We start from the raw sequence: 25,554 nt of genomic DNA on the forward strand, positions 1-25,554 counted from the left end.
GACGCCACCGTCAGCGCGTCGGGACAGGCTTGGGGCGGAAGAGCAGGTTCGGGTTCGGCTCACCACCGGCCACGGCGACCGGCACCGCGTTGGCCGCCAGGATGAGTTCGGCCGGCAGGTATCGGGCGGCAAGTGCGCTCGCAAAGCCTTCCGGTTCGACCACGACGACCGCACCGTACTGCCCCGTGCGAATACGCGCCTCCAGTTCGGTGCGAATCCGTCCCACGTACGGCCGCGGGCCGACGAGCAACGGCACGCGCCCCGCGTGACCGGGCTTTCCCGCCAGCCGCGCGAGGTAGGGCCGTTCGAACACCAGCACCGGCCCGTCGGCGGATCGGATCGCGTCGACCAGCGTCATCCCTCCCGCCCGATCCGATGCCGTCGGTACTTGCGCCACCGGGTTGTACACCAGGCCTGCGAACTGCAGGAGCGCCAGCGCGTAAACAGCCGGCATGTGCCGTCGTCCCCACGCATCGATCGACAGCCGGTGCAGTGCCAGGCCGAAGACAACAGCGAGCCAGGCGAAGAACGGGATCAGCGCGTTCTCCGCGGTGCTCGCGTGGGCTTCGACATACACCGTCGCGACGAACCAGCCGACGGTCAGCGCGACGACGAACTGAAAGGCATGGGAGTCAGCAAAGTGGGACCGTCCGCGGCGGATGAGCCACACGGCCGCCAGACACGCGATCGGAACGGGCCACACCAGGTCGAACCACTTCGTCCAGAGCCGGCTCATGACAAGCGGTGTCGTCACCAGCGTATGGCGAGAGAACCAGCCGCCCGACGAGTACTCGAGCGCCAGCCCCGCGACGGCCACCAGAACACCCGCCGTCGCCATGAACGCCACCGCGCGACGCCTGTCCCACCATACGACGGCGACGACCATGGGCACGCCGAGCAGAAGCGCCGTCTGTTTCGTCACACACGCGGCCGCAAACGCCACGCCCGCCACGATCGCATCGAGCCTGCCACGCGCAAAGCGCAGCCGATAGACGGAGGTCATCAGGAACGCGAGGAAGAGCGAGTCCGGCCTGGCAATGTCGAACCAGGCGCCCGTCCGGCGAAACGTCGCGGCAAACAGGCAGACGGCCAGGAAGGCGGCAAACCTGTCCCGAGTCTCGCGCCAGACGAACGCGAAGATGATCGCCATCACGGCAATCGACGACAGGAACGACACGAGGCGAAGCGCGAGGAAACCTTCCCCGAGCCACGCTGCCACGGCCGCCGACACGTAGTAGTAGCCCGGCGCGTACATCGTCGCGACGAAGTCCAGTGAAGGAGGTGGATAGACGTTCTGGCCGAGGAGCACGCGATGAACGTGATCGAGGATGGTCCCCTCGAGGACCTCGATGTCGAAGGGAAAGGCCATCCGGGCCAGCGCGACAGCGGTGTACGCGAGGAGATAGGCGGCACCCACCGACACGAGGAGTGCACGCAGGGCGTGGATGAAGTCGGGTTGGCGTCGCGTCAACGCACTCCTCGCTCAGGTCGTCGCCGTCGAGCGACCTGCTACACCATCAGTCGCCAACTGAAGAAGAGCATCGCCGCCACCACCTGCCCGACCGCAAACCAAGTCACCCACCGTGCCGTTGGGGACGACGCCGGTCCGATGGCCAGCCAGAAGAACAGCGGGAAGAGCACCGCGGTGAATCGGCCGAGCGATTGGATCCCGTGCGCGAGCACCGCCGGCAGCATCGTCACGACCACGACGATCGCGTATGGCGGCGCCACGCGGCGCCAAATCGGCCGCGCGGCCACGACAGCGAGCACCAGGGCCGAGATGTTCCCGAGAATGGGAATCGCATCGGACACACGGCCCGGACGTGGCGGCCCCCATCGCGGATCGGGTGGCGTCGAAGGGTGCAGCAGCGATCCCCACGCCCACTGTCCGTCCATCCACGCCAACGGGTGACCGAACGCCCACCAGAGGTACGCCGAGTACAAGACGACCCCGAGAATCGGCGCACAAGCCGCAGCCACGCCCACCCAGGAGACGCGGCCGAGCCACGCACGACCGACCGGAATCCACTCCATCGTGCGCGCCGGTGACCGTCCATCGTCGATGCCCGCCTGCCAGGCCGGTGCCGCCACGCACCAGGCCAGCGCCGGTGCCATCCACCAGCCGTTCGGCCGCGTGAGGCCGAGCAGAAGCCCCCAGGCCGCGAGTTCCAGCCACCGCCGACGACGCGCGGACCAGAAGCCCGCGACGAGCGCGAGCAGGAACAACGACTCCGTATAGACCGCGCCGAAGAAGAGGGCGAAAGGATAGCCGGCAAGCAGCCACACGGCACGGTCAGCGGCCGCCTCGCCGATTTCGAGCGTCGCGAGGCGACGAAGGTAGACCAGGGCCACGAAGAACGCACCGAGCGACAGCGCCAACCCAGCCCACAGCCATTGGCCGCCGAGGACGGTGCCAAGCCCGCGCACCAGCATTGGATATGCCGGGAAGAACACGATGTTCTGCTGATGGATTGTCCCATCCTGCCACTGATACCCGTGGCGGGCGATGTCGAGGTACCAGTACGCGTCCCACCGGGCGGGAAGGTTGAGGAGGAGGTTCGACGACTCGCGCCAGGCCGCCTGCTCCACCGGAAGCGGGTCGTAGCCGATGAGCCGTGCCGCGAGATAGCCGGCGACGAGGGCGAGGCTTCTCGTCAGCACCCAGGGCGCGACGACGGCCCGGGCCGACGTCCCGAGGGTTCCTCCAGGGAGACTCATGGGCGCCAATGGTAGCACGCGCCTTGACACCATCGTGCCCGGCCGGTCACGATGGCAAGCCCCTCCACGTCGGCCACTCCAATGCTCCAGCGACGGTACCTGACTGTTCCACCGGCTGTCCTCATCCTCTCGAGCGCGCATCTCGTCAACGACATCTTCGGCAACATCTACGCACCGCTGCTGCCGCTCTTCATCCCCAAGCTGGGGCTCTCGCTGACGGCGGCCGGCACGATTGCGGCCTCGATCCAGATTGCCGGTTCCATCGCGCAGCTCGTCTTTGGCCCGTTGGCCGACCGCTGGCGCCCCAAAGTACTTGCCGTGGCGGGCCCCCTCGTCGCGGTGACGTTCATGAGTCTCGCCGGGTTGGCCACGTCGCCTCTGATGCTGGGAAGCATCCTCGTGATCGGGTGTCTGGGCAGCGCCGCGTTCCACCCGACGGCCGCGGCCATCGTGAACCGCGCGGGCGGTGATCGCCGCGGGACTGCCATGTCGGTGCACGTCACCGGCGGAGCCATGGGAAATGCGATCGCGCCGCTGATCTTCGCGCCGTTCGTGCAGCATTTCGGCCTGGACTGGACGCCGGTGCTGGCGATTCCCGCGGTGGTGCTTCTCGTCTCGTTCCTGCACCGCATCCCCGATGTCCGGCTGACGCACGGCAACGCGCCCGCAGGTTTCGGGGCGCTGAGGCCATACGCCCTGCCGCTGGCGCTGCTGTGGACAGCCGTGGTCGTCCGCACGATGGTCGCGCTCGGCTTCTCGACGTTCCTTCCCGTGCTCATGACCGGTCGTGGCCTGTCGGTGTCGCAAGCCGGTCTCGCCGTGGCCTTGTACCTGGGCGCTGGCAGCTTCGGCGGCCTGGCCGGCGGGCCCATCGCCGATCGGTTCGGCCCGCGCCGCGTCATCGCGTGGTCGCTCTTCCTCGCGGTCCCGCTGCTCGCCCTCGCGCTCATCATTCCGGGCCCTGCCGCGATGGTCGTCCTCACTGCGGGCGGCTTCTTCCTCGGGTCGACGCTGCCGGTGAACATCACCTACGCGCACGCCATCGCCCCGGTTGCGACCGGCACGGTGTCGTCGCTGATGCTCGGGGTCGCCTGGGGAGTCGGCGGCCTGGCCGTCCCCCTGGTGGGCATGCTGGGTGACACGATCGGCCTGCAGCCGGCGCTGGGGATGCTGGCATTCCTCCCGGCGATCGCAGCGCTTCTCACGCTCCGCCTCCCGGAGCGCGCTTCGCACGCTTTGTGATCCCGTCAGAAGCAGGGCGCCACGTTGCTGAAGATCTGCGTCAGTTCCTTCCTGGCGATCGGAAGTTGGCGCCTCATCGCGTCCTGCGCGTCGAGGGGGGACATGCCCGGCCAGTCGCTGCCGAACACGATGCGGTCCACCCCGATCTTCCGGATGTGCCGCACGAGGCGTTCGTTGGCATCGGGAAGATCGCGCTGCGCATCGGCGAGCGAGCGCAACGACGACCCGGGGGTGGCATCTGCGGCACCGGCGGGTAGCACGGTGAAGGCCAGGTCGAACAACAGATGCCGGCACACGGGTGATCGGGCAGCACACGCCGCCGAAAAGGCGCCGAGCGACCCGTCCGTTGCACGGTCGAAGCCGCCCCACCCGCTCATGTGCGCGAGAACGACAGGCACGTCCGGGGCGGCAGGCAGGACCTGTGCGAGAACGGTCTCGGCTTCCCGTGCGCCGTAGCTTCTGGCGCGCGTGCGCATGTGAACGAGCATCGGCAGCCGATTGGCGTTGGCGGCCGCGAACACGCGTCTCACGCGTTTCACGTGATCCGCGTCTCGCAGGTCCACCGCCGAATTGGTGAAGTGGAGCTTGAGACCACCGAGGCCGATCGCCGCGCAGCGCGACACCTCGACCTCCGCATAGTCCTTCAGCGGGTTGACGCTGCAGAACCCGACCAGACGCCCCGGATAGCGCCTGGCCTCCGCAGCCGTCCAGTCGTTCTCCTCCTGCACCGCCTGGTATTCGTCGGCGACCACGATGTCCGACGTACCGAGGAGATAGGCGGCGGACACGACGACACCCTTCCGAATCAGCGCCGCATCGAGCGCGCCAATCGCCTCGGCGGCGCCCACGACCATGCGATCGCCTGGCTCGACCGGTTCCTTGAACTGCAGCTTCAACCGGACCAGCACGTCGGCCGCCCTTCGGCTCTGCAGGTGCAGGTGATGGTCGGCCGCTGGAGCGACCGGCGCCTGGCTCTCCACGCAACCGGCGGTGAGCAGTCCGATCAGCGTGAGCAGAATTGGCGGGAGGAAGAATCCGCGCGGGCACATGGCCGGAAGGATACCATCGCAGGCATGCGGCCGGGAGGCGTGAACCTCCCGGCCCCACGCGACGCTGGCGCGTCTACTTCTTGACGGGCTTGGCGGCCGGCTTCGTCGTCTTCCCGACAATCTCGTCGACCAGACGGTCGGCCTTGTAGACCTTCCTCATCGCCTCGAGGATGAGCCGTGAGTCCACCGACACGGCGCGGTTGATGGTCTCTTCATAGATGAAGTAGCCGGGCAGCATCTGGATGTTGCCGTCGAAGATCAGCCCCACGAGTTCGCCCTTCTTGTTCACCATCGCCGAACCGCTGTTGCCGCCAACGATGTCGTTCGTGCTGACGAGGTCGAACGGCACCTTCGGATCGAGCGTGGCCTTGGCCTCGGCCCAGCGCGGCGACAGGTCGTAGGGCGGCTGGCCGTTGTGCTGTGCCGACCGCTCGTAGAGGCCCCCGATGTAGGTATAGGCCGGGATCGGCTTGCCGTCTTCCACGTAGCTCTTCACGGCGCCGTACGACAGGCGCAGCGTGCCGGTCGCATCCGGATAGGCCTTGGCGCCGTCCACCACGAACACGGCCTGGCCGATCTTCGGATACGCCGCGGCCTGAACGGCCGTGACGTCGTCTTCATACTTCTTCGTCACCGCCTGCGCGTCGGCCTCGAGCGACCGGGCCAAGACGATCATCGGATCGGTGGAGGCGTCGATCGTCGCCTTGCCGCCGGCCTTCAGCAGGTTGGCGATCTCCGAGTCCGTGATCCGGGTTGCGTCCACGAGTTCGGCGGCACGGGCCTCGGGCGTCTTGTCACCGAGGATCCGCTTCACGATCGCGTGGTCGGCGCCCAGGTACTTCTTCATGAAGGCGAGCGACTCGGTGAGATTGACCTTCTCGCGCGCCGGGGTGATGGCCTGCTGCTGCCCGCCACGGGCCATCGGGCCGCCCTGGGCAGCCGGAGTGCCGGCCGGCGGCGGCTGTCCGCCGCGAGCGCTCGAACGGCCGCCGCGCTGCCCTTCGTCCGGAGCGGGGCTGTACGCCGCCCGCACCAACTGCCGCGCCTGCTGGAACAGCTGGGAGTTCAGACCGGCGGCGTTCGCGATGAAGTTCCGGTCGGCGTCGAGCTCGCGGGCGCGCTGGATGGACTTCTCGACGATGTCCCATGCGTCGCCCAGCTCTTTCTGCTTCGCGGGGTTCTTCGCCAACTCGGTACGCAGGCGCTTCTCGGCCGCTTCCTTCTTCGCCATCAGCGCCGCGTCCTGGAGCCCCTTCACGCGGCCGCGATTCGACTTGAGGCCGTTCTGGACGCCGAACAGCTCGCTCGTGGTCTGGCGCGCGTTCTCGGCGCTGATCGCCGCCCATTTCTTGATTGCCGCCTCTCGCATCTCGGCCTGGGCGATCGAGAACGGCACGGCCACGTCGCGCTGGTATTTCAGGTGCGCGACGGTGTTCAGCCGCTGCGTGGAGCCCGGATGGCCCGTCGTGAAGACCAGTTCGCCTTCCTTGGTGCCGGCTGCCGACCACTTCAGGTAGTTCGTCGTCTGGGCCGGCTTGTCGTTCTCGTAGAGCCGGAACATCGACACGTCCATCGCGTAGCGCGGGTACGTGAAGTTGTCCGGATCTCCGCCATAGAACCCGGTCTGGTATTCGACACCGAACACCAGGCGGACGTCCGTGTAGGTCTTGTAGATGTAGAGGTTGTAGATCGCGCCCGCATACAGCGATACGACCTGCCTGGTGACGCCCGTCTGCGCCTCGCCCTGGATCTCGACGATGACTTTCTGCCGCGCCGCTGCCGCGTCCCGCGGCGCCATGGCCGGCGTCACCGCCGCGTTCACCCTGGCCGTGACATCTTCAATCGACTGCAGCACGCTCAGCGACATCCCCGGCACTTTGAGTTCGTCGGCTGCCGTCGCCGCGTAGAACCCGTTCTTCACGAAATCCTTCTCGGGCGTACTGAGGCGCTGCAGGGAGCCGAGCCCGATGTGATGGTTGGTCAGCACGAGGCCGTCGGGCGACACGATCGACCCTGTGCCTCCGCCGAACCGGACGGTCGCCGTCTGGAGGTGGTTCAGCCAGGCGTCGGTGGGTTCGAACTTGTACTTGGCCTTGATCGCGGCCTTTGGAATGCTGTTGTACGGCCAAAAACCTTCATCGGCGCGCGTGGCGACGCCACAGGCGAACGCCACGAGCACCAGCGCCAGCAGGGGCGCGCGGAACTGTTTCACTGTCATGCACGGCCTCGTCATCAACGGTTGAGAAAGATGCCAGATGTACGCGGAGGACACCAGGAGCCAGAGCCAACGGCTGACTCTATGTGCGGCAGCGTGTCGTGTCAAGCCGGCCGCCGGGCTACTTCTTTCCAGCCATCAGCTTCATGGCGTCGAAGTGCTGCTTGGCGAGGATGTCGGCATATTTCAGGACGGCGTCAGCTGACTTGTCGCCATATTTCTGGCGGATGTCGAGGCCGTCACGGACGCTCGTGAGGCTCTTCGTCATGTCGGCCATCTGCGCGGCGGCGGCCTCGCGCTGAGCCGCCGGCAGCGCGGCCAGCTGCTTCTTCGCATCGGCCTCCATCTTGGCAAGCTGCGCATCGCCGCCCATCTGCTGGTACAGCATCCGGCCGTTGGCCACGGTCTCCGCCGCGTCCTTGACCGCTTCGAATTCCGCGTCGCCCAGGCCGAGCGCCTGTCGCTTCGCCTTGAGCTTGTCGTCCATCTCCTTGCCCAGCTTGTCGTTGATGGTCACCTGCTGGAGCATCTTCGCCGTGTCGCCCTTCGCCGACTCGATGTTCTTCCTCGTCTCCTCGACGAACTTCGTCACGAGCACCAGATTCTCCTTCTGGTACTCGACGTACTTGGTGACGAGGTCCTCGGTGATCTCCACCTTCTTCGGCTCGGCCGATGCGGCTGGCACCGCGGCTGGCTGCGCGGCAGCAGCCGGTTGTCCGGCAGGCTGGCTGGCGGTTGCACCGGAATCGGCAGGTTTCTTCTGGCACGCGACAACGAGGATCAGGCACGCGGCGGCGATCAGCAGGCGCTTCATATCGGTCTCCAGGTTGTGAGTCGGCGACTGAGCGGCGAACGAGCGAGACTAGCTCCGCCAGCTGGCGACGTCAAGCGAGGATGGGCCACGTGGATGGGCCACGTGCACAGACTCCTTGCGCCTGCCGTCGTGCGGTGGCAGATTGGAGGGAACGCTGAACAGGAGGATACGTGCCGACCAGCCCCCTCGCCGGTCAACCGGCACCCGCATCGACGCTGGTGGATCTCTCTCGCCTGGTTGCCGCGTACTACGACGAGAGGCCGGATCCCGGCCTTCTGGAACAACGGGTTGCCTTCGGCACGTCGGGCCATCGAGGCTCGTCGCTGAACCGTTCGTTCAACGAGTGGCACATCCTGGCGATAGCCCAGGCGATTTCCGACCACCGTTCGGCGACGCGGACGGACGGGCCCCTCTTCCTCGGCATCGACACGCATGCCCTGTCGCGCCCCGCGTCCCAGAGCGCGATCGAAGTGCTGGCGGCCAATGGCGTCACCCTGATGCTGGCCGAAGCCACGGAGTACACGCCCACCCCGGCGGTGTCTCACGCGATCCTCACCTACAACCGGGGGAGACGCGACGGGCTTGCCGACGGAATCGTCGTGACGCCGTCCCACAATCCTCCCGAGGACGGCGGCTTCAAGTACAACCCGCCGCACGGAGGCCCGGCTGGGGCGTCCGTCACGAATGTGATCGAAGCGAGAGCCAACGACCTGCTGGGGCAGCACCTGCGCGGCGTCAGGCGAATGCCCCTGGAACAGGCCCTGCAATCACCTGTCGTCCGACGCCACGACTTCCTCGGCGGCTATGTCGGCGACCTGCCGAGCGTCATCGACCTCGACCTCGTCCGCGCGTCCGGACTCGAGCTCGGCGTCGACCCGCTCGGGGGCGCCGGCGTGGACTACTGGCCGGCCATCGCCGACCGGTATCACCTCGACCTGAAGGTGGTCAACGAGGTCGTCGACCCCCGGTTCGCCTTCATGACGATGGACTGGGACGGCCGAATCCGCATGGACCCGTCCTCGCCGTATGCGATGCAGCGGTTGATCGGCCTCAAGGATCGGTTCGACGTGGCGTTCGCCTGCGACACCGATCACGATCGCCACGGCATCGTGACGAAGACCGCGGGGCTGCTGCCGCCCAACCACTACCTGTCCGCCTGCGTCCAGTACCTGTTCGCGAACCGGCCCGAGTGGCGGAGCGACATGGCCGTTGGCAAGTCGGTGGTGAGCAGCTCGATGATCGACCGCGTCGCCGCCAGGCTGGACCGGCGGCTCCACGAGGTGCCCGTGGGCTTCAAATGGTTCGTCGACGGCCTGCTGAGCGGATCGCTGGGCTTCGCGGGCGAGGAGAGCGCCGGCTCGTCGTTCCTGCGCCGCGACGGCACGGTGTGGACGACCGACAAGGACGGCATCATCGCGGCGCTGCTGGCGGCTGAGATGACGGCGCGCACGGGCCGTGACCCGGGTGAAGTCTACGCGACGCTCACCGCCGAATTCGGCAGCTCTTCCTACGAACGGCTCGACGCGCCCGCGACGGCCGGAGAGAAGCGGACGCTGCAATCGTTGTCGAGCCGGGACATCGGCGCCACCCGGCTGGCGGGCCAACCGGTCCAGGTCATCCTGACGCGGGCCCCCGGTGACGGCGAGCCTCTCGGCGGCGTGAAGGTGGTCGCCGAGGGCGGCTGGTTCGCCGCCCGACCCTCGGGCACCGAGGAGATCTACAAGCTCTACGCCGAGAGTTTCGTCGGGCCAGATCACCTCGCCCGGATCCAGCACGAGGCTCAGGCGATCATCTCGGCCGCGTTCGGCAGGCAGCCCCGATGAGCCATCCCACCTGCAGCCACGGGCCTTCGGAAAGTGGCGCCCATTCACATGCGCACATGGCGGGCCCGCCGGAGCTCTTCGAGGTGGTGGTGACGGCACTCGCGCAGAACGGGCTCGCGGCCAACGCCCGCCTGGTCATCGAGAAACCGTTCGGCCGCGACCGCGTCGGCGCGGGTGGCCCCTGGCTGAATCCGCAGCCTCCGATCGCGAGGTAGCCCCGATGGATGACGTCGCGTTCCTGTTCGACGTCGACAACACGCTGCTGGACAACGACCGCGTGCAGGCCGACCTCAGCACGCACATGACCCACTGCTATGGGGCCGCCGCTCGGGACCGGTATTGGGCGATCTTCGAGGATCTACGCCGAGAACTCGGCTACGCCGACTACCTGGGCGCTCTCGAGCGCTACCGCATCGAGGCGACCCGCGACCCGCGCGTGCTGAGGATGTCGAACTGGCTGGTCGACTATCCCTTTGCCGACCGCCTCTACCCGCACGCGTTGGACGCGGTGCGCCGCGTGCGCCAGCGGGGCAGGCCGATCGTCCTGTCCGACGGCGATGCCGTGTTCCAGCCGCGCAAGGTGCTGCGGTCCGGGATCTGGGAGGCGGTCGACGGCGACGTCCTGATCTACATCCACAAGGAGCAGGAACTGCACGAGGTCGAGCGTCTCTATCCCGCGAGGCACTACGTGCTGTTCGACGACAAGCTTCGGATCCTCAACGCCGTGAAGAAGGACTGGAAGACACGGGTCACGACGGTGTTCGTGCGGCAGGGGCACTACGCCACGGACCCGGGGATCCTGTCGGCGTACCCGCACGGGGATCTGGAGATCGATCGGATCGAGGACATCCTCGATCTCGACCTGCCGCGTCTCGAGCAGGGCTGAGGGCGCTGCCGGAGGTCCGGCGGCTCGGCGTGGGCTGGATCACCGGGCGCCCATGAAGCCCCGAGGCGGTTACCCGGCTTCCCATACCGCGGGCGCCACCGATACTTCCTGACCATTCGCGCCAGGCGAGCGGAAGCGCCGCCAGGTTCGCCGTCGGCTGGCATTCGACCAGGGTGGCGCGGCGACTCCGAGGCCGATGGTCAACGGTTGGAGCCGGGCTTCAGCGCCTGCTCGCCGGTGACAGCCTGAACGCGATGCGTTGCAGTTCGGAGGAAGTTGTGATCGCGCCCGGCCCGACGAATCCTGGCGGACGCCGCTCAGCGACCCGGCGTGATACGCTGGGAGATTCGTCATGATTGCCTTTTCGCGCATCAGCAAGCAGTACGGCCGCCAGGTCCTGTTCGTGGACGCCTCGTTCCAGCTCAATCCCGGTGAGCGGGTCGGTCTCGTGGGGCCCAACGGCTCGGGGAAAACCACGCTCTTCCGGATGATCGTCCGCGAGGAGTCGCCGGACGAAGGTGAGGTGTCGGTCCCGAAGCGGATCACGATTGGCTACTTCCGGCAGGACATCGAGGAGATGTCCGGCCGATCCGTGCTCGACGAGACCATTGCCGGCTGCGGACGGGTCGGACTCCTCCATCACGAGCTCGAGGCGCTCCAGCACGCGATGTCGGATCCCGATCAGGCGGACGACACCGACGCCATCCTCGACCGGTTCGGCGAGGTACAGGAGGAGTACGACCACCTCGGCGGCTACGCGCTCGAGGCGCAGGCGCGCGAGGTGCTGCACGGCCTCGGCTTCGATGACGACTGGATAGACGGCGATGTCGGCGCACTGTCCGGCGGATGGAAGATGCGCGTGGCGATGGCGCGCACGCTGCTCGGACGCCCCGATGTCCTGCTGATGGACGAGCCGACCAACCACCTGGACATCGAGTCGATCATCTGGCTCGAGTCCTTCCTCGAGTCGTTCAGGGGCGCGCTGCTGATGACCTCGCACGATCGCGAGTTCATGAATCGGATTGTGACGAGGATTGCCGAGATCGACGACGGCGAGATCACCGTCTACTCGGGCAACTACGACTTCTACGAGCGGGAACGCGCCATCCGCGAGGCCAACCGCGAGGCGGCCTACGCCCGCCAGCAGGCGATGCTGGCGAAGGAGCGCCGGTTCATCGAGCGCTTCGCGGCGCACGCCGCCAAGGCCGCGCAGGTGCAGAGCCGCGTCAAGGCGCTCGACAAGATCGAGAAGATCGAACTGCCCAAGAAGCGGCGCGCGGTCAAGTTCGACTTCCGGACGCCCCCGCGCTCCGGCGATCTCGTGGCCACGCTGGAAGGCGTGTCCAAGGCCTACGGCCGACGCGTGGTGTACGACGGCCTGAACCTGACGATCCGGCGCGGCGAGCGCTGGTGCGTGATGGGGCGCAACGGGGCCGGCAAGACCACGCTGCTGAAGATGGTCGCCGGTGTCCTGCCGTCGGACGCAGGTGAGATCCGGCTCGGGGCCAGCTTGAAGATGGGGTACTTCGCGCAGCAGGCGCTCGATCTGCTCGATCCGGACCTGACGATTGAAGAGCAGCTCCAGCAGGACTTCCCGCACGAGTCGATCGGCATGCTGCGAAACCTGGCCGGGGCGTTCCAGTTCTCGGGTGATGAGATCGACAAGAAGATCCGCGCGTTGTCGGGCGGCGAGAAGACCCGCCTCGTGATGGCCGTGATGCTGCTCGATCCGCCGAACTTCCTGGTTCTCGACGAGCCCACGAACCACCTGGACCTGGCAACGAAGGAGATGCTGGTGGACGCCCTTCGAAACTTCGACGGCACCATGCTCTTCGTCTCGCACGACCGGACGTTCCTGCGCGGCCTCAGTAACCGCGTGCTCGAACTCGGCGGCGAGAGCGGGCACGACACCCACCCCCATCTCTATCCGGGCAGCTACCTGGACTACGTGCAGCGTACCGGCCACGAGGCACCCGGCGTGCACTCGTAGGCCCGCGGCCACGGTCTGCCCCGCCGAAGCCAGGCGGCGAAGGCTGAGGGGCGGCGACTACCGTGGCGTCTCGATGTCGCGCATTCTGACGAACCGCGGCGCGCGGCGCTTGAGCACGCGGATGGTTTCTCGCAGGCAGTCGCGGGCCGGTTCACCGGTCTTGAAGCGGCAGTCGAACCGCAACCGCTCGCCCGTCAGATCGACGAATTCCCACGGATGCACGAACACGACGGCCGGTTCCCGGAGTCGCGCCAGCAGCAGGTCGCGCGGCCACGCCGGCCAGCGCAGCGTCGAAGAGGTGACGGAGGCGGGCACCCGGATGACGCCGCCCTCTCGCACGACCGACGCCCCGGGATACTTGTAGCGCGCGGCCGACGAATCCAGCCGGTATCCGCGCTCCTCGAGCATCGGCACGTATCCGGCGGGAAATGTCAGGTACGGCGCCCGAAAGGACGAGACGTCGCAGAACTCCCGGAGCGTCATCGTCGAGCGGGCGATTTCCTCACGCGCGGCGTCCGAGCCGATGCGGCCGAAATTGGCGTGCGTGTCTCCGTGCGATCCGACCTCGTGACCCGCGGAGAGGATCGCGCGTACCGCGTCGGGGAACCGCCGCGCCAACTCGCCAGTGACGAAGAAGGTGGCCGGTACCTGCTCCTCGGCCAGCAACTCGAGCAGCCGTGGCAGGCCCTCGGTCACGCCACGCCAGGTATTGAGATACGGCGGGCAGTCCTGTTCCATGTCCACCGTCACACACACCGTGGTGGCACGTCCCGTCATGCCGCCGCCTCGCTACGGCCGCGAGCCCGGCGTGCGATCGCCAACCGGTAGACCTCCTCGTGCCGCTCGCACGCCGCGTCCCACGAGAATTGATCGATGCCCTCGCGCGCCCCGGCCGCCAGCCGCTCCCGCAACGCGTCATCGTCGATCAGGCGCACGATGGCCGCCACGAACCCAGATCTCGTCGACGTCAGCAGCCCGTGGCGATCGTGCTCGATGACCTCCGACACCCCGCCGCCGTCAATCGCCACGCACGGCACGCCGGCCGCCCGGGCTTCGAGCAACGCGAGGCCGAACGCCTCGGCGCGCACGGGTGAGACGAAGATCGAGGAGTCCGCCAGGATGCGATCGACCTCCGCGCGGGACCGCTCGCCGCAGAACTCGATGTGTTGCCGAAGTCCGAGCAGCGCCGCCAGCCACTCCACCCGCCGCCGCTCAGGGCCGTCCCCCACGACGGTGAATCGGACGCGAGACGGATCCGCGGCCCGGGCAAGCACGCGAGAGAACTCCCACATCAGATGATAGGGCAGCTTCTTCAGCTTCAACCGAAGCACGCTCGTGATCCGGATCGGGTCCTCCGCGCCACGGCGGCGAACCGGGACAGGGCCCACGTCCATCCCGTTGGGCAGCATCAGCACTTCGTCGCGACCCGATGCGCGCCGTGCATCACGGGCTGCCGCCGCACTCACCGCGGTGACGACATCCGCGTGGTGCGACGCGAGCACGTAGACCATCCGCGCGAGCGGCAACGACGCCACCCGGATCAGCGAATGGTGCGTCGTCACGCTCGGAATCCCCAGCGCATGGGCCGCCAGCAGTCCGCCCATCGCCAGCGTCGAGAACAACCCGTGGACGTGCACCACGTCGGGCCGGTCGGCTGCCAGTTCCTCGACGAGCCGGCGGTAGTTGGCGAGCGACGGCACGCCGACGCGCGTCCGGGGCACATACGCGAACGGGAGGCGGACGACGGTGAGGCGATCGCCGGGGATCTCACCGCGGGAACTGGTGATGACGCAAACGCTGTGCCCTCGCCGTTCGAGGGCGCGCGCGAGGCCGTGCACCTGCACCTCGACCCCACCCACCGCAGGCGGGAAGAAGTCGGTCACGAGCGCGATGCGGAGCGGACGGTCGGGCATGTCAAAGGGCTCTCGGCTCTGGGCTCTGGGCTCTGCGCCCTGGACGCTTTGCGGCGGGTCCACTGTGGCTCAGATCATCCCTGCTGACTTGTACCATGCAAACGCATCTCGAAGCGCGCCGTCAATCGGCGTCTGCGGGAGGCCCAGATCTCGCACGGCCTTCGCCGCGCTGTAGTAGTGGTCGGCGTAGGCCAGGCGCGCGACTTCCGATGTGAGCGAGGGGTCGCGTCCGGTCAACCGGCCCACGGCGTCGAGCACGTACCCGGCGGCCACGGCGGCCCCGAGCGGGATGGGCACGCGCCACGGCCGACGCCCGAGCGCCGCCAGCGCCCGCGCGAACAGGTCCTGGTAGCGCAGGTTCTCGTGGCCCAGAATGTAGCGCTCACCGGGCCGCCCGCGGTCGAGAGCGGCGAGGGCACCGGCCACGACGTCGCGCACGTCCACGAAGTTGTTCCCGCCGCGCGTCGGGTAGGGCGACGCCCATCCGCGCGCCAGCGGCAACAGCAGCCGACCGCTGGAGGGTTTCGGATCGTACGGCCCGAGCAGGAAGGCGGGGTTCACAATGACCGTCTCGACCTCCGCCTGCCGCGCGACGTCCTCGGCGAGACGCTTCGTCTCGGCGTAGATGTTGTCGATGCGGCCGGGTGTCCATGCCGTGGTCTCGTCCGCGATCTGACCCGGCGGCGGCAGTCCAATGGTGTCAACGGTCGAGACGTGCAGCACGCGCTCGACGCGTTCGGCCGCCGCCGCGCCGAGCACCCGCCGGGTGCCTTCCACGTTGATGTCGACGATCGCCTGCCGAGCGCGGGCGTCCCGGCACCAGAACACGACCGCGGCGGCCGCGTGGACCACGTGGCGGCATCCACGCACCGCGGCCCGAAGCGCCGCCGCGTCGCGCACATCGCCTTCGGCGATCTCGTAGTCACAGCCTTCGAGCGCGACGGGTCGCTGGCGGCCGCGCAGGAGCACGCGGACCCGGTCGCCCCGCAGCGCCAGGCCTCGCGCGAGGTTCCCGCCCAGGAAACCGGTCGCTCCGGTCACGAGCACGGTCGAGGAGGTCAACATGTCGGTCGCTACAGCCCGAAGCCGGCGACGAGCCCCCACGCGGCCAGCGCCGTCACCACGCCGGCGATGGCGTCACCGCTGTAGTGATACTCGCCCGCCACCGAGCCCACGGCAATGCTGATCGCCAGCAGGAAGAAGACCACACCGCCTGCCGGCCAGACGCCTGCCACGGCCAGTGCCGTCGCCAGTGCCCCTGCGGCATGACCGCTCGGAAACGTGTTCGCACGCGTGGACGCGTACTGAATGAGGAACCTGTTCACTCGCCGCATGAACACGTCCCTGTCGTCGAGTGCGCTCCGCTCCAGCAGCGCCCAGGGGGGGCGCGTGCGGATCCAGGGCAACACGCCGTAGCACCCGAGCTCGGCCATCAGCACGATGCTCCAGTAACGATTGGCATCCGCTTCGTGCCCCGCCAGGACGTAGGCGATCAAGCCGGCCGGTATGACAACGTAGCAGGAAAAGTAGGCGGTCTCCAGGCACTCGATCAGCGCTCGAGGAGCGCGAGTGGCGAAGCCGGTCAAGCCGAAGGCACGCTGGAGACGCTCATCGAGGCTCGTGAAGCGCGCTTCGTACGACGCCTGAGGGTCGACGAAGAACATCCCCGACAGCCAATACCCGAGGAGCAGGTACGGGAGCGGCAACCACGTCCGGACGTGATGCACCACGGGGGTGAGCGGCAGGCGCGAGATCAACACGACGAGTGCGACGAGCGGCAACGCGCCCGCCACGACGCACACCTGCCGGGCGCGGGACAGACGGCGCAGCGGGAGAATCGCCACGAGATACGTCAAGTAGACGACGAGAACCCACTCCGAAAACCGCACGGACGCTCCTCGATGGTGCCCCAGCCGACGGCCGCGGACCTTGTCGGTCGACAGCCCAAACCTCACAACGATATCATTTCCCTGGGTGCGCCCCCCGAACGGTACCAGGAGCCGGCTGCCCTTCGGCTCGGTTGTGCTGCGCATCGGCCCGGCTGCTCCGCCGCGGTGCCGGGGCGCCCCGCAGGGTTCTGGCCTGCTCCACACCAGTGAGCTCGGGGTTCAGGAATTGCGCGATGATTGACGTCCGTCCTGTCACCGACCGCCGCTCGACCCGACGATTCATCGATGTCCCGTACCGCAAGTACCGCGGGCATCCACATTGGGTTCCTCCCGCCCGGCTGACGGAGGCACCGATGTTCGACCGGCGGCGGAATCCCTTCTTCGGCTATGCCGACATGGATCTGTTTCTCGCGTACGAGGGGGACCGGATCGTCGGCCGGGTCGCGGCCATCGACGACCATCGGCACAACGAGGTGCATCAGGACAACCTCGCGGCCTTCGGCTTCTTCGAGGCGGACCGTGAGGAGGTCGCTGCGGCGCTCCTGGCCGCCGTCGAACGATGGGCCGTGGCGCGCGGACGCACGGCCGTCCGCGGGCCGCTCAACCCGTCGCTGAATCACAGCGGCGGCCTGCAGATCGACGCCTTCGACACCGACCCGTATCTGATGATGCCGTGCAACCCGCCGGAGTACGCCGGGTGGATCGAGGCGGCCGGCTATCGCAAGGTCAAGGACCTGTGGTGCTGGCTGGTCCAGATCGCGGCTGCTCCCGAGCAAAAAGTGGCGCGGATCGCCGCCCACGTCCAGCGCCGCCACGGCATCACCGTCCGCTCGATGAACCTCCGGCGCATCCGTTCGGAGACCGACAAGCTGTACGAGATCTACTGCAGCGCCTGGCAGAGCAACTGGGGATTCGTCGCGCCCACTCGCGAGGAGTTTGGTGACATCGTCAAGGACCTGCGGTGGGTCGGCATGACCGATGGGCTCCTGATTGCGGAAATCGACGGGCGGCCGGTGGGCTGCACGACTATCGTGCCCGACGTGAATCAGGTGCTGAAGGGGACCAACGGCCGGGTCTTCCCCGCCCTCTGGTGGCGGATGCTGAACATGCGACGCACCGTGACGCGGGCGCGCGCCATCATCACCGGCGTCATCCGCGAACACCAGAATTCCGGCGTGGTGGCCGTACTGATGTACCACTTCCTCCGAGTGTCGGCGAGGTACGGGCTCAAGGAAGCGGAATTCTCCTGGATCCTGGAAGACAACGCCGCCGCAAACGATCCCCTCGAACGGTACGGCGCGAAGATGTACAAGACGTACCGGCTGTACCAGAAGCCGCTTGCGGAGAAGGACTCCAGGCTCTAGGCTCGGGGCTCCGGGCCTCCAATGATCGCTCGTCAGTTCGTCCGCTCGAAATACAGCCGCAGGTACGACCTGACCTCCAGTTCCCAGGCGACCGGTGCAACTGGTGGCGTCTGCGGGTCGTCGCGAACACGGGCAGGCAATTCGGCCCACAGTCGGAACTCACCCGGGTCGGAGTCCGGGTTGAGGATGCGGAATCGCAACTGGAAGACATCGGCGGCGTCGTGCACGAGGCCGCGGCCGACGAGCGGCCGGCCGCGCGACGGGTCGCGCGACGCCGACACGAGCTCGAGCCGCCGCGTGGTTCCGTTGTGCGTGAACGCGATCTGCGTCGCGCCGGCCCGCAACGGACGGTCGCGGTGGACGGCCGCCGACCGCAGGCTCGCTTGCAGGGCTCCGAGGAAGGCCAGCGCCGGGAGCGGCTTGGCCTGGCTGCCGGCCTGCTGTTGCCGGTATCGGGGCGGTCGCGTCTCGAGTTGCGGCCGCAGCGCCGCCCACAACTCGCCCGGGTTCGTCATCCGCTGCTCGGTGGACACCCGAAACACCGACGAGGTCGTCTCGAGCGGTCCCGCAAACCCGTCGATGGCCTCGTACGTGTTGGGGCGCGGACCGTCGAGCGCCTTCTTGGCGTCGTTGTAGGTCTGCTCGGGCCACCAGGTCATCGCGCCAAAGTAGGCCGTCCACGACGGCCCGACCGGCGTCAGGCGGATCGCCTCGCGGAAGAACCCGAGCCGATCGAGGCCCCGCGCCCGCTCCGGCTTCGACGCAGAAAACAACTCGTACGCCCGCAACACATCTCCGGCGCCTGCCGCACAATCGCGGTAGCTGGCGATGGCCACCCCCACATCCGGCCTCGACCAGATCTCCAGCGAGGTGAACCCGAGGGGCAGCAGCACGTGTGCGTCGACGCGATACCTGACGTGCAGGCCCCGGAGTTGAGGCGTGGCAGGGTCGAACACGCCGGCGGCGCGCGTTTCGATCCACGTGGCGTACTGCGCACCATCGACCGTTCCGACGGGGCGATCTCCCCCCAGTACCGCCTGCCGCACCGCGAGGACGGATGCCACGGGCACAGCGGCCAGCAGCGTGACGGTCACCGCGGCGCGAGCGGCTCGTCGCCACGGGGCACCCCATGCATTCTCCCTACGCCTCATTCGGCCCCGTTTCCAGCCCGTCCGTCATCTCGCGCCAGGTCTGCTGGCCCCAGTCGCGGATGACGGCGAGATTCTCGACTCCGATACCAACCACATCGTGGTCGAGGCCAACCAGCACGTAGGTCACCGTGGCAGACGCGACGAGCTCGCCGTCGATCTCTGCTGTGGCCGATACGCGGGCACCCGAGCTGCGAATCGACAACACCTCGGCGCTCAGATCGAGCCTGGAGCCTGGACGCGCCGGACGCTTGAACTCCGCAGCGTTCACCATCGCCAGCATCGGCAGCACCTGCCGGCCGGACTCGTGCTGCACCGACTGCTGGACGAGCCGGCCTCCGAGTTGAGCCATCGACTCGAGCAGCAGGACGCCGGGCTCCACCGGGTAGCCGGGCATGTGGTCCCGGTAGTACTCGGCGTCCGGCGACAGCATCCGGTACCCCCGGGCCCGCTTGCCGGGTTCGAGTGCGACGATCTTGTCCACCAGAACGAATCGCACGTCCGAGATCCTCCGCTTGGCGTGGAACGGTTTGGAGCAGCCACCAGGGCCGCCGGCGGAACAGTCCTCGACAGAGGGGACCGGTCGATCGTAGCACACTGTACCGATTGACTTGTCCGGCCGCGTCGGTCAGAATTTAGCGTTCGGATCGTTGACGGGGTTCTCAGACCTATGACTGAACTTGATCAGCTCGAGCGCACGGTGATCGAACTCATCGCGCAGAAGAAACGCATACCGGCCGAATCCATCACCCTCGACTCGACGTTTCTCGATCTGGGCATCGATTCGCTCGATGGCATGGACCTGCTCTTCAACTTCGAGGAGACATTCAAGCTCACGATTCCGGACGACGTCGCGCAGCAAATGAGGAGCGTGCGCCAGGTGACCGAGGCGCTGCGCACCGCCCTGGCCAACAATCCACAGCCTTCAGCCAACTGACATGCGTCGGGTCGTCATCACAGGACTCGGAGCCGTCTCCGCGCTCGGCGTTGGTGTCCCAGCTCTCTGGGAGGCGCTGGCGGCGGGCCGCAGCGGCGTTCGCCCCGTCACGGTGTGCGACACGTCGCTGCTGACACGGCCGATTGCCGCCGAGGTGCCTTCCTTCGACCCGGCCGCCTACATCACTCCCGATCAGCAACTGCTGTTCGATCGATTCGCGACCTTCGCGACGGTGGCCGCCAACGAGGCCTGGAAGCAGGCGGGGTTGATGCTGACCGACGAGGAGCGGACCCGGACCGGTGTCGTGATCGGCACGGGCGGCGGCGGCGTCACGCGGCAGGACGAGGCCTACCGCGATCTGTACGACAGGAAGCTCAGCCGATCGCATCCGTTCACGATCCCGCGGGTCATGAACAACGCGGCTGCGTCACACATCTCGATGCAGTATCGCATCCAGGGACCGACGCTGTGCATTTCCACCGCCTGCTCGTCGGCCTCGCACGCCATCGGCGAGGCGTCCGAGATGATCCGAGCCGGCCGTGCCGACATCATGGTGGCGGGCGGGAGCGACGCGCCGATCACGCCGGGCGTGGTGAAGGCCTGGGAAGGCATGCGCGTGCTCGCGCCGGGCGGGGACGATCCCGCGGCGGCCTGCCGGCCGTTTTCGCTCGACCGCCAGGGCCTGGTCCTCGGTGAAGGCGCCGGCGTGGTCATCCTCGAAGAACGAGAGCGCGCGATCCGCCGCGGCGCGGTGATCTTCGCCGAACTGGCAGGGTACGGGGCGACGGCTGACGCCGGCCATATCACGGCACCCGGTGTCGACGCGCCGGCGCGCGCGATTCGGCAGGCGCTCGACCAGGCGGGGCTGCTGACGACGGATATCGACTACGTCAACGCGCACGGCACGGCCACGCGCCTGAACGACTCGACCGAAACGACCGTCCTCAAGACGGTGTTCGGCGACCACGCGCGGCGGTTCGCGGTGAGTTCGACCAAGTCGATGCACGGCCACATGATGGGAGCCTCGGGCGCCGTCGAACTGATCGCGACGATCATGGCGATCCAGAAGGGACTCGTGCCGCCGACGGCCAACTACCGTCAGCCGGACCCCGAGTGCGATCTCGACTACGTCCCCAACCGGGCGCGCGAAATCACCGTCAGCGCCGCAATCTCCAACTCGTTTGCCTTCGGCGGGTTGAACGCGGTGCTGGCCGTCAAGCGGGCGTAGCGGCAACGCGCTAGCCGGACTTCCCTACCTGCGCGTTCGCTTCCAACTCGGCCAGATACTGCAACGCGGCTTCCGCGATGTCGGTGTCGCGCGTCTGGGGAATCGTGGCGGGATCCTCGCGCGGAATCGGCAGGCGTGTGATGATGTCCGCAAAGACGTCGAGCGCGCGCTGCAGGTGTTCGCGCGTGTGCGCCGGCGTCACGCTGGTGCGAATGATGGCATGCCCCTTCGGCACCGCGGGATACATCGCGGGCGTCGTGAAGAGTCCCATCTCGAACGCCTCGCGGCACACCTGGAACGCCAGCGTTTCCGATCCGATGAACAGCGGGACGATCGGCGTCCGGCTGCCGAGCGTGTGATACCCCAGCGCCTCGACCCCCTCCCTGAAGAAGCGCGCGTTGTCCCACATCTGATCGAACAGGTGGGAGTCACGGCGCATCACGTGCAGGGCCGCCAGTGCCGCCGCCGCCGATGCCGGCGGCAGCGCCGCCGAGAAGATCAGCGTGCGCACGCTGTGTCGCAGGTACTCGATCACGGCGCGGTCGCCCGCCAGGAAGCTGCCGATGCTCGCCAGCGACTTGCTGAACGTGGCGAATAGCAGGTCCACGTCCTTCGTCACGCCCTGGCTGTCCGCCGTCCCGCGGCCCTGGTTGCCCAGCACGCCGAATCCATGGGCGTCATCCAGGTACAGGCGGAACCCGAACCGGCGCTTGAGCTCGACGATGGCCGCCAGGTCGGCCACGCGGCCGGTCATCGAGAAGACGCCGTCGGTGACGACCAGCGCATTCTCCCATGTGGACCGATACGACAGCTTGCGCTCGAGGTCGGCGACGTCGTCGAACAGGGCGATCCGGGCGTGCGACAGTCGCGCGCCGTCGAACAGGCTGGCGTGATTCTCCGCGGCCAGGAAGATGATCGAGCCCGCCGGGGCTCCGAGCAGGCCAAGCGTACCGATGTTCGCCAGGACACCGGAGGAGAACACGACGGCTTCCTCCTTCCCGGTGAACTCAGCCAACTCCGCTTCGAGTTGCTCGTGCAGGTCGAGGTTGCCGTTGAGGAAACGTGACCCCGTGCAGCCCACGCCGTAGCGGTCAATCGCGTCGTGTGCGGCCTTGACGACGTCCGGATGGTGTGTGAGGCCGAGGTAGTTGTTCGATCCGAGCATCACGACACGCCGTCCGCCCACGTCGACGACCGGACCGTCGGACGAGCGCACGACGCGGAAGTACGGATAGAATCCGGTCGCTTTGCCCAGCATCGACTCGAGGTAGTTCAGCGCCGGTTCGAAGATGTCCATCCGGTCCTACTCCGAGTGGGAGTCGGCGCCCGAGAGCCCGCGCAGCACGCGCCCGGCCCGGGCCCGCGCGTAGATGAGCTGCGATTTCACGAGGTGACCGATGAGCTTCGCGCGCGTCGTCACGCCGCGGGGGCGCAGCAGAATGCCCGCTTCATAGTACTCCCGGACGCGCACACGCTGCAGCTTGCCACTGGTGGTCTTGGGAATCGTCCCCGTCGGCGCGACGATCACCTCGTCAACCGGCACCCCGGTCAATTCGAGGACGCGGCCCCGCACGCGGCGGGCCAGATCCTCGACCGGCTGCCCGTTGGAGGGCTCGACCACCACGACAATGCGGTCACCACCGTCGACCGTACGCGCGCCAAAGGCGACGACGCGCCCTCTCTTCACGTCGCCCACATCGGCGGCCGCCTGTTCCAGATCCTGCGGGTAGTAGTTGCGGCCGTTGATGATGATCGTATCCTTCTGCCGGCCGCAGACATACAGCTCGCCGTCTGCGAGGTAGCCGAGGTCGCCCGAATGCAGCCACCCACCCGCCAGCGCCTCCATCGTCAGTTCCTCGCGATCGAGATAGCCGCGGAAGACCGACGGCCCCTTCAGGAGGATGTGACCCACGTGACGGTCGGGCAGCGGGCGGTCGTCCGCATCGGCAATCCTGATTTCATGACCGGGAAACGGACGACCGCAACTGACCAGGTCGATGCGCCCCTGGCGGCCGCCAGTCGCTGCCACCGCCACTCGCTCCGACGACAGCCGGGGGCCGTCCACGTGGTCCACGCGGACGCCACGCCCGACCGGGGGAAACGATACCGCGAGCGTGTGCTCGGCCATCCCGTAGCAGGGAAAGAACGCATCGGCGTTGAACCCCACTGCGGCAAACTTCTCGGCAAATGCGGCAAGCGTGCGGGCGAGTACGGGCTCGGCCCCGCAGCCGGCGACCCGCCAGCTCGAGAGGTCCAGGCCTTCCATCTCGCGCGGCTGCACCCGGCGGACGCACAGTTCGTACGCGAAGTTCGGCGCGAAGCTGATCGTGGCGCGGTCCCGGGTGATGGCCCGCAGCCACGACGAAGGCCGCTTCAGGAACGCGAGCGGCGACACGAACGTCGTGCGACAGCCGGTGTAGAGCACCGTGAGCGCCATCCCGATCAGGCCCATGTCGTGGAACAGCGGCAGCCAGGACACACCCCGGTCCGACGATGACATGTCGAGGCCGCCCGGTCCGCTGATCGCCAGCACGTTCTCCGCCAGATTGCGGTGCGTGAGCACGACGCCCTTCGGATCGGACGTCGACCCGGAGGTGAACTGCAGGAAGGCGGGGGCGTCGAGGTCCACGCGGGGCGGCGATTCGAGGCGCGGTCCCCTGAGGCGGTCGACGGCGAGGACGGTCCTCACCGACGGTGCGTCGGCCTGCAGGCCACCGAGCACGCGCCTCAGCTGACCGGTCGTGACGATGGCGGCGGCCCGGCTGACCCGTACCGAGGGCGCGGTCGACCGGAGATAGGCGTCCAGCTGGTCGGTCCGAACCGGTGGATAGAGCGGAGCGGGAATCAGGCCGGCGCACGACGCACCGAGAAACGTCGTCAGGAAGGCTCGCGCCTCGGGAACGATCACCGCGATCGTCTCTCCGGGACGGAGTCCGGCCTCCCGCAGGGCCCCTCCCACCAGGAGCGCCTCGTCCCGCAACTGCGCGAACGTCTGGCGGTCCTCCTCTTTCAGGTCTTCCGTCAGGTATCCGTAGCTGCCGGCGGTCTCGGCCGCCGCGACCAGGGCTTCAGGTAGCGTTGGCAGTGACATCAAGGCCGGGACTCGGCGAGAAGCATACGCACGCAGGCCACCGCCTCGCCAACCGTCTGAATGCGCGGCACCTGCTCGATGGGCACGGTGATGCCGAACTGGTCCTCGAGTTCGGCGACGAACTCGAGCGTTTGGAGCGAATCAAATCCCAGGTCAGCCGCCAGGGCGCTCTGCGCTCCAAGGTCCACAGGCCGGCGGCAGACACGGCGGAGCACCGTCAGCACTTCGTGGCCGATGGTATCAGTCTCCGGATTCGTCATCGATATTCGAAATCCTAACGGAATGCGCCCATTCTCGCAACCGCGGTGGCGGCTGGACGAGCCGGGCGTCCACGCTGTCACGGGGGGAACGCACCTGATGTGCGACGCGATCTGGAAGCGGTCCACAACGAACGCCCGCCCAGCAAGGCTACCACGACTGCGCCGGCCGCGGTGCCAAAACCGTACGAAATCGCCCGTTCGGCTGCCGTGACGGCTGCCGCCGTCGGACCGTCGACGCCGAACGCGAGGAGCCCGGCCACCAGCCCCCCCTCGACCGCGCCGAGGCCGCCCACGGTCGGCACGAGGCCCCCGAGCATCGTCAGGATCGACAGCGCGGCGACTTGGGTCGGTGTGAGCACCACGCCGAACGCGAGCGCGACGCACAGGAGCCGCAGCACGTCCTGCAGCCACAGCAGGGACGAATAGCCGACGCCGGTGGCAAACACGCCCAACGTAATCCGGTCGAGCGCCAGGCGCTCGCGCCATCCCGCGAGCCAGCCTCTGGCCTTCCGGAGTTGGCGAAGGCCCAGGATAGCGAGCGCGAGGACGAACACGATGACGAACGCGATCGCGAGGGTCCGCGACCGCGACGACAGGTCCCGCACGGCAACCAGCGACATGACGGCGAGCACCGAGATCGGTGGAACCTCGGACAGACGGTCCCAGACGGCCGCGATCGTCGCCTGCTGCCACGTAGTGGCTCCGGCCGCGCGCACGAGCGCAATTCGGCAGACCTCACCCCCGACCCGACTGGACGGCGTGAGGTTGTTGACCGAAATCCCGCCGAGCGTCGCCAGCGTCGCTCGCAGGACGCTGACCCGGCCGCCCACCGCGCAGAGGAATCCCCGCCACCGCGCCCCGACCATGAAGAGGCTGACGATGTAGAGGCCGAGCGCGGCCAGTATGTACACCGGCCGGGCGGTGCCGAGTTTCGCAACGCTACTGACGATCGTCTGCCACAGTGCCAACCGAGCGCCTCCCGTCGGC

General features: G+C 67.9%; 23 protein-coding genes. 8 read left to right on the forward strand and 15 right to left on the reverse strand.

What is annotated here, in order from left to right:
* Positions 1 to 10 precede the first annotated feature (10 nt).
* Positions 11 to 1,471: a glycosyltransferase family 39 protein gene (locus VGK32_19505; protein HEY3383956.1), complete on the reverse strand. Its 1,461-nt coding sequence runs from the start codon at positions 1,469 to 1,471 to the stop codon at positions 11 to 13.
* 38 nt (positions 1,472 to 1,509) lie between these two features.
* Complete coding sequence (locus tag VGK32_19510; GenBank protein ID HEY3383957.1) at positions 1,510 to 2,718, reverse strand: mannosyltransferase family protein; 1,209 nt, start codon at positions 2,716 to 2,718, stop codon at positions 1,510 to 1,512.
* An 81-nt stretch (positions 2,719 to 2,799) separates the two neighbouring features.
* Between VGK32_19510 and VGK32_19515 the strand changes: the two genes are divergently transcribed.
* Complete coding sequence (locus tag VGK32_19515; protein ID HEY3383958.1) at positions 2,800 to 3,960, forward strand: MFS transporter; 1,161 nt, start codon at positions 2,800 to 2,802, stop codon at positions 3,958 to 3,960.
* A 5-nt stretch (positions 3,961 to 3,965) separates the two neighbouring features.
* On the opposite strand, the gene VGK32_19520 is transcribed toward VGK32_19515, so the two are convergent.
* From VGK32_19520 to VGK32_19530, 3 genes are all read right to left on the reverse strand, one after another.
* A complete protein-coding gene (locus VGK32_19520; GenBank protein HEY3383959.1) occupies positions 3,966 to 5,009 on the reverse strand; it encodes an amidohydrolase family protein in 1,044 nt (347 codons plus the stop codon).
* 73 nt (positions 5,010 to 5,082) lie between these two features.
* Positions 5,083 to 7,227 carry a S46 family peptidase gene (locus VGK32_19525; protein ID HEY3383960.1) on the reverse strand — a complete coding sequence of 715 codons (2,145 nt, stop codon included), beginning with the start codon at positions 7,225 to 7,227 and terminating at the stop codon, positions 5,083 to 5,085.
* A gap of 118 nt (positions 7,228 to 7,345) precedes the next feature.
* Positions 7,346 to 8,038: a hypothetical protein gene (locus VGK32_19530; protein ID HEY3383961.1), complete on the reverse strand. Its 693-nt coding sequence runs from the start codon at positions 8,036 to 8,038 to the stop codon at positions 7,346 to 7,348.
* A gap of 170 nt (positions 8,039 to 8,208) precedes the next feature.
* Between VGK32_19530 and pgm the strand changes: the two genes are divergently transcribed.
* From pgm to VGK32_19550, 4 genes are all read left to right on the forward strand, one after another.
* Positions 8,209 to 9,861 carry a phosphoglucomutase (alpha-D-glucose-1,6-bisphosphate-dependent) gene (gene pgm, locus VGK32_19535; protein ID HEY3383962.1) on the forward strand — a complete coding sequence of 551 codons (1,653 nt, stop codon included), beginning with the start codon at positions 8,209 to 8,211 and terminating at the stop codon, positions 9,859 to 9,861.
* Complete coding sequence (locus VGK32_19540) at positions 9,858 to 10,076, forward strand: hypothetical protein (GenBank protein ID HEY3383963.1); 219 nt, start codon at positions 9,858 to 9,860, stop codon at positions 10,074 to 10,076. Before pgm ends, VGK32_19540 begins: the two co-directional genes overlap by 4 nt.
* A gap of 5 nt (positions 10,077 to 10,081) precedes the next feature.
* Positions 10,082 to 10,747, forward strand: coding sequence for an HAD family hydrolase (locus VGK32_19545; protein ID HEY3383964.1), 666 nt, complete (start codon positions 10,082 to 10,084; stop codon positions 10,745 to 10,747).
* 352 nt (positions 10,748 to 11,099) lie between these two features.
* On the forward strand, positions 11,100 to 12,737 hold the full coding sequence (locus tag VGK32_19550; protein ID HEY3383965.1) for an ABC-F family ATP-binding cassette domain-containing protein: 1,638 nt from the start codon (positions 11,100 to 11,102) through the stop codon (positions 12,735 to 12,737).
* A gap of 57 nt (positions 12,738 to 12,794) precedes the next feature.
* On the opposite strand, the gene VGK32_19555 is transcribed toward VGK32_19550, so the two are convergent.
* From VGK32_19555 to VGK32_19570, 4 genes are all read right to left on the reverse strand, one after another.
* The gene (locus tag VGK32_19555; protein HEY3383966.1) at positions 12,795 to 13,514 is read right to left on the reverse strand and encodes a polysaccharide deacetylase family protein; all 720 of its coding nucleotides are present in this window, start codon (positions 13,512 to 13,514) and stop codon (positions 12,795 to 12,797) included.
* Complete coding sequence (locus tag VGK32_19560; protein ID HEY3383967.1) at positions 13,511 to 14,650, reverse strand: glycosyltransferase; 1,140 nt, start codon at positions 14,648 to 14,650, stop codon at positions 13,511 to 13,513. The genes VGK32_19555 and VGK32_19560 overlap by 4 nt, the downstream gene beginning before the upstream one ends.
* A 69-nt stretch (positions 14,651 to 14,719) precedes the next feature.
* The gene (locus VGK32_19565) at positions 14,720 to 15,715 is read right to left on the reverse strand and encodes an NAD-dependent epimerase/dehydratase family protein (protein ID HEY3383968.1); all 996 of its coding nucleotides are present in this window, start codon (positions 15,713 to 15,715) and stop codon (positions 14,720 to 14,722) included.
* An 8-nt stretch (positions 15,716 to 15,723) separates the two neighbouring features.
* Positions 15,724 to 16,683 (reverse strand): phosphatase PAP2 family protein, encoded by a 960-nt coding sequence (locus VGK32_19570; protein ID HEY3383969.1) that lies wholly within the window; start codon positions 16,681 to 16,683, stop codon positions 15,724 to 15,726.
* An 89-nt stretch (positions 16,684 to 16,772) separates the two neighbouring features.
* Between VGK32_19570 and VGK32_19575 the strand changes: the two genes are divergently transcribed.
* Entirely contained in the window at positions 16,773 to 17,903 is a 1,131-nt protein-coding gene (locus VGK32_19575) for a hypothetical protein (GenBank protein ID HEY3383970.1), read from the forward strand.
* 32 nt (positions 17,904 to 17,935) lie between these two features.
* On the opposite strand, the gene VGK32_19580 is transcribed toward VGK32_19575, so the two are convergent.
* The gene (locus VGK32_19580; GenBank protein HEY3383971.1) at positions 17,936 to 18,997 is read right to left on the reverse strand and encodes a hypothetical protein; all 1,062 of its coding nucleotides are present in this window, start codon (positions 18,995 to 18,997) and stop codon (positions 17,936 to 17,938) included.
* 46 nt (positions 18,998 to 19,043) lie between these two features.
* Positions 19,044 to 19,550, reverse strand: coding sequence for a 3-hydroxyacyl-ACP dehydratase FabZ family protein (locus tag VGK32_19585; protein ID HEY3383972.1), 507 nt, complete (start codon positions 19,548 to 19,550; stop codon positions 19,044 to 19,046).
* Between the two features lie 171 nt (positions 19,551 to 19,721).
* Here VGK32_19585 and VGK32_19590 point away from each other — a divergent pair, with 171 nt between their 5' ends.
* A complete protein-coding gene (locus tag VGK32_19590) occupies positions 19,722 to 19,988 on the forward strand; it encodes an acyl carrier protein (GenBank protein HEY3383973.1) in 267 nt (88 codons plus the stop codon).
* 1 nt (position 19,989) lies between these two features.
* Positions 19,990 to 21,216, forward strand: a complete 1,227-nt coding sequence (gene fabF, locus VGK32_19595) for a beta-ketoacyl-ACP synthase II (protein ID HEY3383974.1) — start codon at positions 19,990 to 19,992, stop codon at positions 21,214 to 21,216.
* A 10-nt stretch (positions 21,217 to 21,226) separates the two neighbouring features.
* Here fabF and VGK32_19600 read toward each other — a convergent pair whose 3' ends face one another.
* The 4 genes from VGK32_19600 to VGK32_19615 form a co-directional block, all read right to left on the reverse strand.
* Positions 21,227 to 22,513 (reverse strand): aminotransferase class I/II-fold pyridoxal phosphate-dependent enzyme, encoded by a 1,287-nt coding sequence (locus tag VGK32_19600; GenBank protein HEY3383975.1) that lies wholly within the window; start codon positions 22,511 to 22,513, stop codon positions 21,227 to 21,229.
* 6 nt (positions 22,514 to 22,519) lie between these two features.
* Positions 22,520 to 24,307, reverse strand: a complete 1,788-nt coding sequence (locus tag VGK32_19605) for a fatty acyl-AMP ligase (GenBank protein HEY3383976.1) — start codon at positions 24,305 to 24,307, stop codon at positions 22,520 to 22,522.
* Positions 24,307 to 24,567: a phosphopantetheine-binding protein gene (locus VGK32_19610; protein HEY3383977.1), complete on the reverse strand. Its 261-nt coding sequence runs from the start codon at positions 24,565 to 24,567 to the stop codon at positions 24,307 to 24,309. Before VGK32_19610 ends, VGK32_19605 begins: the two co-directional genes overlap by 1 nt.
* A gap of 77 nt (positions 24,568 to 24,644) precedes the next feature.
* Positions 24,645 to 25,535: a lysylphosphatidylglycerol synthase transmembrane domain-containing protein gene (locus VGK32_19615; GenBank protein ID HEY3383978.1), complete on the reverse strand. Its 891-nt coding sequence runs from the start codon at positions 25,533 to 25,535 to the stop codon at positions 24,645 to 24,647.
* Positions 25,536 to 25,554: the final 19 nt, after the last annotated feature.

Source organism: Vicinamibacterales bacterium (genome assembly GCA_036504215.1).
Classification (GTDB): domain Bacteria; phylum Acidobacteriota; class Vicinamibacteria; order Vicinamibacterales; family Fen-181; genus FEN-299.